Annotated in this window: 11 protein-coding genes; 2 read left to right on the forward strand and 9 right to left on the reverse strand. The window is 70.9% G+C overall.

Annotated features, from left to right (window positions below; genetic code table 11):
* Positions 1 to 169: 169 nt before the first annotated feature.
* The 7 genes from ACFXBC_RS10025 to ACFXBC_RS10055 form a co-directional block, all read right to left on the reverse strand.
* Positions 170 to 1801, reverse strand: coding sequence for a DoxX family membrane protein (locus tag ACFXBC_RS10025; protein WP_385021110.1), 1632 nt, complete (start codon positions 1799 to 1801; stop codon positions 170 to 172).
* 348 nt (positions 1802 to 2149) lie between these two features.
* Complete coding sequence (rlmB, locus tag ACFXBC_RS10030) at positions 2150 to 3106, reverse strand: 23S rRNA (guanosine(2251)-2'-O)-methyltransferase RlmB (protein ID WP_385021113.1); 957 nt, start codon at positions 3104 to 3106, stop codon at positions 2150 to 2152.
* 85 nt (positions 3107 to 3191) lie between these two features.
* Positions 3192 to 4592, reverse strand: a complete 1401-nt coding sequence (cysS, locus tag ACFXBC_RS10035) for a cysteine--tRNA ligase (RefSeq protein WP_385021116.1) — start codon at positions 4590 to 4592, stop codon at positions 3192 to 3194.
* Between the two features lie 216 nt (positions 4593 to 4808).
* The gene (locus tag ACFXBC_RS10040; RefSeq protein ID WP_385021119.1) at positions 4809 to 5213 is read right to left on the reverse strand and encodes a PPOX class F420-dependent oxidoreductase; all 405 of its coding nucleotides are present in this window, start codon (positions 5211 to 5213) and stop codon (positions 4809 to 4811) included.
* Between the two features lie 224 nt (positions 5214 to 5437).
* On the reverse strand, positions 5438 to 5908 hold the full coding sequence (gene ispF / locus ACFXBC_RS10045; protein ID WP_385021349.1) for a 2-C-methyl-D-erythritol 2,4-cyclodiphosphate synthase: 471 nt from the start codon (positions 5906 to 5908) through the stop codon (positions 5438 to 5440).
* A gap of 118 nt (positions 5909 to 6026) precedes the next feature.
* Positions 6027 to 6821 carry a 2-C-methyl-D-erythritol 4-phosphate cytidylyltransferase gene (gene ispD, locus ACFXBC_RS10050; RefSeq protein ID WP_385021122.1) on the reverse strand — a complete coding sequence of 265 codons (795 nt, stop codon included), beginning with the start codon at positions 6819 to 6821 and terminating at the stop codon, positions 6027 to 6029.
* Between the two features lie 381 nt (positions 6822 to 7202).
* Positions 7203 to 7685 (reverse strand): CarD family transcriptional regulator, encoded by a 483-nt coding sequence (locus ACFXBC_RS10055; protein ID WP_006380568.1) that lies wholly within the window; start codon positions 7683 to 7685, stop codon positions 7203 to 7205.
* A 595-nt stretch (positions 7686 to 8280) separates the two neighbouring features.
* Between ACFXBC_RS10055 and ACFXBC_RS10060 the strand changes: the two genes are divergently transcribed.
* Positions 8281 to 8976, forward strand: a complete 696-nt coding sequence (locus tag ACFXBC_RS10060) for a DUF461 domain-containing protein (protein ID WP_385021125.1) — start codon at positions 8281 to 8283, stop codon at positions 8974 to 8976.
* A 195-nt stretch (positions 8977 to 9171) separates the two neighbouring features.
* On the opposite strand, the gene ACFXBC_RS10065 is transcribed toward ACFXBC_RS10060, so the two are convergent.
* Both ACFXBC_RS10065 and ACFXBC_RS10070 read right to left on the reverse strand, forming a co-directional pair.
* Positions 9172 to 9852, reverse strand: a complete 681-nt coding sequence (locus ACFXBC_RS10065; RefSeq protein WP_102918029.1) for a response regulator transcription factor — start codon at positions 9850 to 9852, stop codon at positions 9172 to 9174.
* Positions 9849 to 11372 (reverse strand): ATP-binding protein, encoded by a 1524-nt coding sequence (locus tag ACFXBC_RS10070; protein WP_385021130.1) that lies wholly within the window; start codon positions 11370 to 11372, stop codon positions 9849 to 9851. The genes ACFXBC_RS10065 and ACFXBC_RS10070 overlap by 4 nt, the downstream gene beginning before the upstream one ends.
* 286 nt (positions 11373 to 11658) lie before the next feature.
* Between ACFXBC_RS10070 and phoU the strand changes: the two genes are divergently transcribed.
* Positions 11659 to 12339 (forward strand): phosphate signaling complex protein PhoU, encoded by a 681-nt coding sequence (phoU, locus tag ACFXBC_RS10075; RefSeq protein ID WP_385021133.1) that lies wholly within the window; start codon positions 11659 to 11661, stop codon positions 12337 to 12339.
* Positions 12340 to 12349 lie beyond the last annotated feature (10 nt).

Below are 12349 nucleotides of genomic sequence, written 5' to 3' on the forward strand. Positions count from 1 at the left end.
GGGTATGTGGTTTATATCTGCCTGGTGGGGGGCGGCCGCACAGTGGGGGGCGCGGGCACGGTTACGTTTTGGGGCGCGGGGCGGGGGCGCGGCCCCGCGCGGGGGGCGCCCGCCCCGGGCGATCGCCCCTCCACTCTGCCGCGCCCGATCCCGGCGCCCAGCGCCTCCGTCAGCCGAGAAGCCCCCCGATGGGGTTCTTGTTGCTGCCTCCGCCGGACGAGCCGCCCTCGCCGCCGCCCGACGTACCGGAGCCGCCGCCGGTGCTCCCGCCGCCCGTGCTCGTACCGCCCGATGCCGTGGGGCCCGCGCTGGTCGCCGCGGGGGGCGGCGGGGCCTGCTGCTGCTGTCGCTGCGACGGCTGCTGCTGACCGGTGCCCTGGGTCTCGCTGGGCTGCTGCCGGCCCGTGGAGCCGGCCGTCGCGCTCTGCCGGACCGCGCCGGGCGTCGACTGATGCGCCGACGGGCGGGCCGCGCCGCTCGCGGACGGGGCGGGCGCGTGCGAGGTGCGCTGCTGCGACGGGCTGCCCGACGCGCCGGGCTCCTGCGGCAGCGGCTGTCCCGGGAGCCGGTTGGTGGGATCGGTGTTCGGACCCGGTACGGTCACGACCTGGGCGGACCGCACCGCACCGCCGAGCACCGCACCGATGACGAGGGTCAGCCCCACGACCAGCGAGGCGACGACCGCGCCGCGCCGCAGCACCCGCCGCCGCAGCTCGGCCAGTTCGGAGCGCGGGCCGAGCGTGCGCCAGGCCTCGCCCGCGAGGCGGCTGTCGACCGAGTAGACCGGGGCGCCCGCGATGATCAGCGGCGACCAGGCGGCGAGATAGATGATGTCCGGTGCGTCGTACACCGGGACGGTCCGCCAGCTGACCGTGACGACGAGCGCCGCGGAGAGCAGTGCGCCGACGACGGCCGCGACCCGCTGCCAGAGCCCGAGCACGGTCAGCACACCGACGACCACCTGAAGGAACGCGATGGTCAGCCCGGCGCCCACCGGATGCGACAGCGCGAAGTCCCGGAGCGGGCCCGCCAGGGCCCAAGGGTGGAGCGAGTGCAGCCACTTGACCATGGAGCCGCGCTCGCCGCCGTCGAAGTAGACGGGGTCGCAGAGCTTGCCCATGCCGGCGTACATCGAGATGAACCCGAGGAAGACCCGGAGCGGGAGCAGCACCACGCCGAGGTTCATCCGGCGGTCGGGGTAGTAGGCGTGCCGGATGCCGTCCGCGCCGGACCGCTTGGTCTCCGTACGGGACCCCTCGCCGTCCGGGCCGTACCCCAGGCCGTCGTCGAACGCGTCGTCCTCGGTTGCGGTGCCGTCGTACGGGGTACCGGAGAACCGCTCCTGGTCGTCGTACGCGCCGACGGCCTCGCGCATCCTGGGCAGGAGTTGTGTGCCGGGGCCCTCCCCCCCGGGGCCGCCGCGCGGGGGGCCGTCCGCTCCGTCGACTCCGACGCGCGGGATGACCTGGGTCGCTCCGGCGTCATGGCCGGACGCGTAACCGACCTCCTGTACGCCGGAGTTCCGCACGGCCTGGAGGAGTCTGATGGCCCCGGTGTCGTCGGGGGCGGACTTCCCGCTCCACACGACGGGGGCCCGGCGCCGCCCGCGCGCGCCGGCGACCGCGGGGATACGTGCCGTGTCTCTCAGGCCCGAACCGGCGGGCCGCACAATCGAGTTCGGTGCGAGCTGCACCCGGAAGCTGGCGTGGTTGACGACGACCTGTGCGGGATCGCACGGCACCTTGACCATGCTCAGCGCGGGCAGGTCGTCGAACCCGGGTGTTCTGGTGTCCACGCTCATCTAACCGAGTGACACAGGTTTAGGACACTGCCTTGACACCCCGGATCTGTCCGCGACCCGTCAACAGGCCCTGCCCGTAAGGCGAACCGCCACCCGGCACGCCGCCCACGGGTTCCGGCACCCGCCCCTCACCAGCGGCAACCGCGCCGACCGGGTGGATCACACCCACGGAAACGGACCGGTTCACCCACGGAAACGGCCCGGTGCGCCCCGCCCGCCGGACGGGCCGTGCGCCACCGGGCCGCGTACTTCCCGCTCCGGGTCAGCCCCGCAGGACCCGCTCCCGGTCAGGCGCGGCGGACCCACACCCGGACAGGACCACCGGCGCGCCCCGGTCAGGCGCCCCCGTCAGGCGCGCCGGCGCGCCGCCTCGTACAGGACGATGCCCGCCGCCACCCCCGCGTTCAGCGACTCGGCGCCGCCCGGCATCGGGATCCGTACCCGGTAGTCACAGGTCTCGCCGACGAGCCGGCCGAGGCCCTTGCCCTCGCTGCCGATGACCACGACGACCGGGCCGCCCAGCGCCTCCAGGTCCTGCACCTCGTGCTCGCCGTCCGCCGCGAGGCCGACGACCGTGATGCCGGCCTTCTGGTAGCCCTCAAGCGCCCGCGTCAGGTTGGTGACCCGGGAGACCGGCGTACGCGCGGCCGTGCCCGCCGAGGACTTCCAGGCGCCCGCCGTCATCCCGGCCGCACGGCGCTCGGGGACGACCACGCCGTGGCCGCCGAACGCTGAGACCGACCGGACGATCGCACCCAGGTTCCGCGGGTCCGTCACGCCGTCGAGCGCGACGATCAGCGGGTCCTCGTGCGCGTCGTACGCGGCGGCGGTGAGGTCCTCGGGGTGCGCGTACTCGTACGGCGGGACCTGGAGGACGAGGCCCTGGTGGTTCAGGCCGTTCGTCATCCGGTCCAGCTCCGGGCGCGGGGCCTCCATCAGGTTGATGTTGCCGCGCTGCCCGGCGAGCTGGAGCGCCTCGCGGACCCGCTCGTCGTTGTCGATGTACTGCTGGACGTACAGGGTCACCGCCGGGACGCCGTCGCGCAGCGCCTCGTAGACCGGGTTCCGCCCGACGACCATCTCGGACGTGCCCTTGACGCCGCCCCGGCGGGGCGCGGGGCGGCGGGCCGCGGCCTGCCGCGCCTGGGCGCCCGCGATGCGGTTCTTCTTGTGCCCCTTGCGGGCGGACGCGGGCGGCGTCGGGCCCTTCCCCTCCAGGCCGCGGCGTCGCTGGCCCCCGCTGCCGACCTGCGCGCCCTTCTTGTTGGACGTGCGGCGGTTCCTGCGCTGGCTGTTCCCGGCCATGACGTACCTGTTTCTCTGCTGCTCAGTACGGACTACGCGTACGTACTACGTATAGGAAAGTGTGCCGCGAACGGCTGCGGGGCGCTCACCGCGGGCCGAGGGTCCACCGGGGACCGTTCGGCCCGTCCTCGATGACCAGGCCGGACTGCTGGAGCTGGTCACGGATCGAGTCCGCGGTGGCCCAGTCCTTGCGGGACCTGGCGGCCTCCCGCTGTTCGAGTACGAGCCGGACGAGCGTGTCGACCGCCCCGTGCAGGTCCTCGCCGCGGTCCCCCTCGCCCGCCCACTGCTCGTCGAGCGGGTCGAGGCCGAGGACGCCGAGCATCGCCCGCACCTCGGCCAGTCTGGCGACGGCGGCTTCCTTGTCGTCGGCGGCCAGTGCCGAGTTCCCCTGGCGGACCGTGGTGTGCACGATCGCGAGCGCCTGCGGCACACCCATGTCGTCGTCCATCGCCTCGGCGAAGGCGGGCGGCACCTCGGCGGCCGGGGCCACCGGCCCGCCGGCCTTCTCGATCACCCGCTGGACGAATCCCTCGATACGGGCGAAAGCGGACTCGGCCTCCCGCAGGGCCTCCTCGCTGTACTCGATCATCGACCGGTAGTGCGGGGTGCCCAGGTAGTAGCGCAGGACGATGGGGCGCCACTGCTTGACCATCTCGCTGACCAGCACGGAGTTCCCCAGCGACTTGGACATCTTCTCGCCGCTCATGGTGACCCAGGCGTTGTGCAGCCAGTAGGCCGCGAAGTCGTCGCCGTACGCCTTGGACTGCGCGATCTCGTTCTCGTGGTGCGGGAAGATCAGGTCGATCCCGCCGCCGTGGATGTCGAAGGCGCGGCCCAGGTACTTGTGGGCCATCGCCGAGCACTCCAGGTGCCAGCCGGGCCTGCCGGGGCCCCACGGGGTCTCCCAGGAGGGCTCACCGGGCTTGACCGACTTCCACATCGCGAAGTCACGCGGATCGCGCTTGCCGGTCACACCGTCCTCGGCGGGCTGGCGCAGGCCGTCCAGGTCCTGGTTGGAGAGCTGGAGGTAGTCGCCGTACGAACGCACGTCGAAGTAGACGTTGCCATCGGCCTCGTAGGCGTGGCCGCGCTCGATGAGGACGCGCATCATCTCGATCATCTCGGTCATATGACCGGTGGCACGCGGCTCGTAGGTGACCGGCAGGCAGCCGAGCACGTCGTATCCGGTGTTGAACGCGCGTTCGTTCTCGTAGCCGATCGCCCACCAGGGGCGGTTCTGCTCCGCCGCCTTCTTGATGATCTTGTCGTCGATGTCCGTGACGTTCCGGATGAAGGTGACCTCGTAGCCGCGGTACGCGAACCAGCGGCGCATGATGTCGAAGTTCAGCCCGGACCTGATGTGCCCGATGTGCGGGGCCGCCTGCACCGTGGCGCCGCAGAGGTAGATCGAGACACAGCCCGCGGTGAGCGGGACGAAGTCGCGGATCTGCCGGGCGCTGGTGTCGTACAGGCGAATAGTCACTGCACCAGGGTAGTGGCCCCATACCAGTGCCCCGCGACCCTTTGGGCAACGGGGCAGGGAAGTGTGACGCAACAGTGCCCCGGGGCCGCCGTCACAACGCCCCGGAGCCGCCGTCACAGCACCCCGGGGCCCCGCCCGGCGGCCGGTGGACGACCGCCTGGGCGGGGGCCGGGCCGGGGCCGGGCGGGCGGGGCGCTGTCGGTGGAATCGGCGGCCTCAGATGCTGCCGACGACCTTGCGCGGGGTGATCCTCACGACGACCCGGGTGGCGTCGTTGACGGAGTCCGGGTTGAACTCCGCGTACCGCTTGCCCTGGTACTTCAGCGCCAGCTGGTCGATCAGCTCCTGGCCGCCCTCGGTGGTGACGGTCGCGGTGCCCCGGATCTCGGCGTACGAGTAGGGGTTGTCGGCGGGCTGCACCAGGACGGTGACACGGGGGTCGCGGCGCAGGTTCTTCTCCTTGCGGCGGTCGACCGTGGTCGAGAACAGGACGTCGTCGCCGTCGCGGCTCACCCAGACCGGGCTCACCTGGGGGCTGCCGTCGGGCTGGATGGTGGCGATGTTGACGAAGACGGGGCTGTCGAGGAGTTCCTTGAGCTTGTCGCTGAGTACGGCAGACACGGGCTTGGCCTCCGGGTTGCTGAACGGATGCGGAAGGGGACTGCGGAACGGATGCGAACGCGGTCACGGGGACGCGCCCTCATCCCTACCCCAACCGCGCGGCCCTGTCCCGGCTTCCCGCCCACGCCGCCCGCATGCATACGGGCCGGCCCGCGCGCCCTTGCGCACGCACCGGCCCGCGCGTCCTTACGCCCCCACGTCCTTACGTAGGGACCACCTGCTCGTCACGTACGGACCACCAGCGCTGTCGCGATGGCCGCCAGTCCTTCGCCGCGGCCGGTGAAGCCGAGCCCGTCGCTGGTGGCCGCGGAGACCGAGACGGGCGCGCCGACAGCGCCCGAGAGGACCTGCTGCGCCTCGTCCCTGCGCTTGCCGATCTTCGGCCGGCCGCCGACCACCTGGACGGCCACATTGCCGATGGTAAACCCCTCGGCACGGACGATTCTGGCGGCCTCGGTGAGCAGCGTGAGGCCGGAGGCCCCGGACCACTCGGGCCGGCCGGTGCCGAAGTGGGCGCCGAGGTCACCGATCCCGGCGGCGGAGAAGAGCGCGTTGCAGGCGGCGTGCGCGACCACGTCCGCGTCCGAGTGCCCGGCCAGGCCGGGGCCCTCGCCCTCCCACCGGAGGCCGGCGCACCAGAGTTCGCGGCCCTCCGCGAAGGCGTGGATGTCGGTGCCGATACCGACCTGCGGCATCACCACCGGCACCGGCGCCGACACCGGCGCCACGGGCTGCGCCGAGGGCTGCTCGGGTACCGGCTGGTCGCGGCCGGGCTGGTCGCGGCCGGACTGCTCGTGTCCCGACTGCTCGTGGTCAGAAGCCACTGTTGATCCTCCTACGGGCGAGAACCGCCTCGGCCAGGACCAGGTCCAGCGGCCTGGTCACCTTGAACGCCTCTTCGTGTCCGGGTACGACCACGACCCGTACCCCGAGCTGCTCGACCATGCTCGCGTCGTCCGTGACGTCGTGGGTGACCGTGGCGTGTGCGCGGGCGAGCAGCGCGCGGTCGAAGCCCTGCGGAGTCTGCACGGCACGCAGCAGGGCCCGCGCCAGGGTGGCGACGACCGGTTCGGGGCCGCCGTCCGTCCGTGGCTCGACCTCTTTGACGGTGTCGGAGAGCGGCAGAGCGGGCACGACCGCCGGGGCGCCGTCCCGTACCGCCGCGACCACCGCGTCCACGGTGTCGACGGGTACGAGCGGGCGGGCCGCGTCGTGCACGAGTACCGCGGTGACGCTCTCGGGGAGTACGCCGATCCCGAGGCGGACGGACTCCTGACGGGTGTCGCCGCCGGGTACGACCAGGAGTTCGGTGCCCGGCGGGCAGGGATATTCGGCCAGCAGGGCCTCGACCCCGGCGGCGCCGTCCGGCGGGGCCACGACGACCACGAGCGAGACGGCACGCGATCCGGCCATCGCCCTGACGGCGTGGACCAGCATCGGGGTTCCGTTGAGAGTGCGGAGCGCCTTGGGGGCTCCGGGGCCGAGCCGGACACCGCGGCCGGCGGCGGGAATCACCGCGGCGGTGGTGTGGCCGGAACCGGACGGAACGGCGGCTCGGGATCGGGCAGGGGAGCTGCCTGGGGACGGGGCCCCGGGCTCGTCTGACATCGGTTGCGCGTTCAGGGTTTGTGTCCTCAGCCGACGTGGGTATGGCCTGGGGGTGCCCCCGACCGTAGGTTGGGGGAGTGCCGGGCGCGACGCCCTGACCGGCCCCTTCCGTGACGACTGGTCGAGTCGGCATCCCGGGCCCGGCACACCAGAGGCCGTACGGAAAATGTGCGGGAAAAAACATGCCGTAGCGCCCGGCGACACACGGAGGCATCTCCATGTGCTCAGCGGGCACCACGGCATTCAAAGCATCGAGCAGGTGAAACGGTTCGAGCGGTCGAGCAGTGATCGAACCAGTCGAGCAGCGGTCAAGCGCCGAGCAGCGATCAGGCGGGGTCGATCAGATCCACCGGGCCCGGCGGATCTGACGGATCCAGCGCCTCAGGACGCGAGGACCTCGTCGAGCAGAGCCTCGGCCTTGTCTTCGTTGGTGTTCTCCGCGAGAGCGAGTTCACTCACCAGGATCTGGCGGGCCTTGGCGAGCATGCGCTTCTCACCAGCGGAAAGTCCGCGCTCACGCTCACGACGCCACAGGTCACGGACCACTTCGGCCACCTTGATGACGTCGCCGGAGGCGAGTTTCTCAAGATTCGCCTTGTAGCGACGGGACCAGTTCGTGGGCTCTTCGGCATACGGTGCACGCAGCACCTCGAAGACCCGGTCCAGCCCTTCCTGACCAACCACGTCACGCACGCCTACGAACTCCGCATTGTCCGCCGGCACGCGCACAGTCAAGTCGCCCTGGGCGACCTTGAGCACCAAGTAGGTCTTGTCCACGCCTTTGATCTGACGAGTTTCGATAGCCTCGATCAGCGCGGCCCCGTGATGGGGATAGACCACGGTGTCGCCAACCTTGAACGTCATGTGACAGGTACCCCTTCCGTGGCTATCCAGTCTAACACGAGAACTGCTTCTACTGAATGACGTTTTCGCAGGTCAGGGCATATCTCGGGGCTTGACAACAGCAACACGAACGTGCTGCGGACAGCTCCCGCGAGACGGTATTCGCAGGTCGGAGCGGCTCTGCACACGGAGAGAAACGTGGGCGCCACGGGCATCCGAAGCCTTCCCGCAGGTGGCAAACATCCCGATTTGCCGCATTCGAAACGGTGAACTTCGCGGCGTCAGTTCGGATGTCGATCACCCATACGGCCGCAATCAGGAATTGATCACTGTGCGCCGGAAGAGGGTTTTCCGTATGGAATAAGCGTCGATCGGGAGTTGGCCGAGAGCGGCAGAAGAAATTGATCACTCGCGATATGTGAACGGCGTACGAAGTCTTCGGATCAAGCGGCCCGCGCGCTTACGCCGGGCACCGGGAGCGGCCGCGGGGCGGGTCGGGTGCGGGGCCGTGACGAGGGCTCGGTAACCTGAGGCCGCTGACACACCCTTAGGGAGGCTTTACCCCCTCCCGACCCCTTGTCCGTCCTGTCCGTACGTCCTAGGAGAAGCCGCCGCCGTGAGCAGCAGCCTTCGACGCGGCGTCCTCGCCGCTTCTGCCATCGTGGTCTCGATCGCCGCCCTGTCCGCCTGTGGCGCGGGCACCAACGCGGCGTCGATCGAGGTCAAGCCGGACAACGCCGCTACGTCGGTCGGTGTCATCCGCGTCCAGAACGCGACGGTGATCACCCAGCCGAAGGCCACGGTCAAGGGCCCCGCCGTCATCTCGGCGACCCTCTTCAACAACGGTGACACGAGCCAGACGCTCCAGAACGTCAAGCTCGCGGGCTCCAGCTCCACGGTGAAGCTCACCCCGGCCACGGGCAAGGGACCGCTCTCGGTGCCGGCGCACGGCTCGGTCATCATCGGGGGCAAGAACAACGCCGTCGCCGTGCTCACCGACGGCCGCGCCGCCGCCAACGGCTCCACGCAGAACCTGGTCTTCCAGTTCAGCGAGACCGGCCGTGTCGCGCTCAACGCGCTCGTCGTCCCGGCCACCAGCTACTTCCACGGCTTCGGCCCGAGCAGCCTGCCCTCGACGCCGGCCTCCCCCTCGGGCCAGGCCACGCCCGGCGGCAAGAACACCCCGGGCGGCAACGAGACGCCCGGCGGCAAGAACACCCCCGGCGGGAAGAACACCCCGGGCGGCAAGACAACTCCCGGCGGCAACGAGACGCCGGGCGGTTCCACCACGGGCAACACGCCGAGCAGCTGAACCGCGTCAGCACCAGTTCGTACAAGCTCATACACGCTCCTACACGGGCGAGCGCACAACGGGTGTGCCCCACCGGAAAGCCCGACTCCGGTGGGGCACACCCGTTCCGTATGTACAGAGCCACGAGCCGCACATGTACGGAGCCGCGCATGTACGGAGCCGATGTACGGCGTGATGTGCGTAGGGCCCTGCCGTTTACGGCTCGAACTTGTAGCCCAGGCCCCGCACCGTCACCAGATACCGGGGCGCGCCCGGGTCCGGCTCGATCTTGGCGCGCAGGCGCTTCACATGGACGTCGAGGGTCTTGGTGTCCCCCACGTAGTCCGCGCCCCAGACCCGGTCGATCAGCTGCATCCGGGTCAGCACCCGGCCCGCGTTCCTGAGCAGCATCTCCAGCAGGTCGAACTCCTTGAGCGGCAGATCGACCTTGGCGCCCGACACCGTCACGACGTGGCGGTCCACATCCATCCGGACCGGGCCGGCCTCCAGCGCCGCCGGGGAGACCTCCTCGGGCTCACCACGGCGGCGCAGCACCGCGCGGATACGGGCGACCAGTTCCCGTGACGAGAAGGGCTTGGTGACGTAGTCGTCGGCTCCTATTTCGAGGCCGACCACCTTGTCGATCTCGCTGTCCTTGGCGGTCACCATGATCACCGGGACATTGGAGCGGCCGCGCAGTTGGCGGCACACCTCGGTGCCGGGCAGGCCCGGCAGCATCAGGTCGAGCAGGACGAGGTCGGCACCGTTGCGCTCGAATTCGTCGAGTCCGTCCGGGCCGGTGGCCGCGATGGCGACCTCGAACCCTTCTTTACGGAGCATGTAGGACAGGGCGTCGCTGAAGGATTCCTCATCCTCGACGACAAGCACTCGGGTCACGGAAGGACCTCCGGGGCAGGAATGGGTTCAGAGGACAGGAGGGTCGCGAACGGCTGGACGCCGTCATCGCCGGCAGCATCGGTGGGACCGGCGGCGGGGGGAAGTGCAGGAGCGGTGGGGCCGGCAGGGCCGGTGGAACTCGCAGGGCCCGTGGGGCCGGCAGAGCTCGCGGGGCCAGTGGGGCCGGTGGGACTGGCGGGATCGGCGAGATCCGTGGGGTCGGCGGACCCGGTACGTCCGGCGGAGTCGGCAGGCCCGGTGGAGTCGGCAGGCCCGGGGGGCTGCTGCTGCGGGTCGGCGGCGTGCGCCGGATCCCTAAGGCCGCCGCGCCGGTCGCGTGCGGAACCGGCTTCCGGCAGCCGCAGCGTGAAGGTGGAGCCCTGGCCCTCCGAGCTCCACACCGTGACCTCCCCGCCGTGCGAGGCGGCCACATGTTTGACGATGGCGAGGCCCAGACCGGTGCCGCCGGTGGCGCGCGAGCGGGCCGGGTCCACACGGTAGAAGCGCTCGAAGATCCGCTCGCGGTCCTTCTCGGTGATACCGAGGCCCTGGTCGGTGACGGCGATCTCGATGAGTCCCCCGGAGCCGAAAGCCTGGGAGGTGCCCCCTCCGCCGGGCGCGGAGGCACGGCGGGCCGCGATGCCGACCCGGGTGCGGGCCGGTGAGTAGTTGACCGCGTTCTCCACGAGGTTTCCCAGCGCGGCGGCGAGCTGGGAACGGTTGCCCCACACATGGAGGTCGGCCGTGCCACCCGCCGCCATGGTGATCTGCTTGGTGCCCGCCTGGTGACGGCAGCGGTCGATGGCCTCGGCCACCAGGACGTCGACCCGGACCGGCTCGGCGTCCTCCAGCGGGTCGTCGTTCTGGACCCGGGAGAGGTCGATCAGCTCCTGGACCAGATTGGTGAGGCGGGTGGCCTCCGTCTGCATCCGGCCCGCGAACCGGGTGACCGCCTCGGGGTCGTCGGATGCGCCCATGACCGCCTCGGAGAGCAGCGAGAGCGCCCCGACCGGGGTCTTCAGCTCATGGCTGACGTTCGCGACGAAGTCGCGCCGTACGGCCTCGATGCGCCGCGCCTCGGTGAGGTCCTCGACCAGCAGCAGCACCAGCCGGGAGCCGAGCGGCGCGACCCGGGCGGAGACCGCCAGCGCCTCGCCACGGCCGGTGCCCCGGCGGGGAAGGTCCAGCTCGACCTGTCGTATCTCCCCGTCACGACGGGTGTCCCTGGCCATGTGCAGCATGGGCTCCACGGCCAGCTTTCCGCCCCTGACAAGCCCCAGGGCGTACGCCGCCGAGCTGGCCTTGACCACCGAGTCGCTCTCGTCGAGCACCACGGCGGACGAGCTGAGCACGGAGAGGACGGTGTCCACGCCGGGCGGCAGCACATCGCCGGTGTGCAGGGAGGTCCGGGTGGGGCGTGCCAGCTCGCGCTCGCTCCAGCGGAACGCCAGCACGCCGATGACACCGGTGCACAGCCCGGCGATCGCGCTTGCTGCGGCGACCGCCGCGTTCACGTCCATGTGTCCAGGTTATGCGGCCCCACCGACACACCCCCAGCCATACGAGGGCCTGCTCGAACGTTCGTCGCCCAGAGTTCACCGAGGGGATAGGGCCGGTTCACTTGACAGGGCGGAAACGGACGCGTGGCCCACCGACCGTGGAGACAACGGAGGCGGACACCCGTCGGGCGCCTCCGGGCCGTGACGGCCGGAACGGTCCGGACCACCCGACCGGACCACCGAACCGGCTCACCGGACCGGACCAGCCGGACCATCTGGACGAGAGCTGCACTAGAGAGGGACTCCCATGCGGGACGCGTACCACGAGGAACTGGACTCGATCGGCGAGGGCCTGGTCGAAATGGCCCGGCTCGTCGGTTCGGCGATCGGCCGGGCCACGACCGCGATGCTGGACGCCGATCTGAAGCTCGCCGAGAGCGTGATCGCAGCCGATCAGAAGGTCGACGACCTTCAGCACGACCTCGAAGCACGGGCCATCGCCCTGCTCGCCAGGCAGCAGCCCGTCGCCACCGATCTGCGCATCGTGGTCACCTCGCTGCGGATGAGCGCCGACCTGGAGCGCTCGGGCGATCTTGCCCAGCATGTCGCGAAGCTCACCCGGCTCCGTTACCCGGACCGTGCCGTTCCGCATGATCTGCACGCCACGATCCTGGAGATGGGACAGCTCGCGCAGCGGCTGATGGCGAAGGCGGCCGAGGTCATCATCACGATGGACGTCGATCTGGCGCTCCAGCTGGAGACGGACGACGACGAGATGGACCTGCTGCACCGGACCCTCTTCCAGCACCTGATGGACGACCGGTGGAAGCACGGCATCGAGACGGCGGTCGACGTGACGCTGCTGGGCCGCTACTACGAGCGCTTCGCCGACCACGCGGTCTCGGTGGCCAAGCGGGTGGTCTATCTGGTGACAGGGGAGCACGCCGACGAGATCCAGTCCGCTCCCCCGCAGGTCGAGGGGGCGTGAACGGCGCGCT

It is taken from the genome of Streptomyces sp. NPDC059398, from assembly GCF_042751845.1.
Lineage (GTDB): Bacteria > Actinomycetota > Actinomycetes > Streptomycetales > Streptomycetaceae > Streptomyces.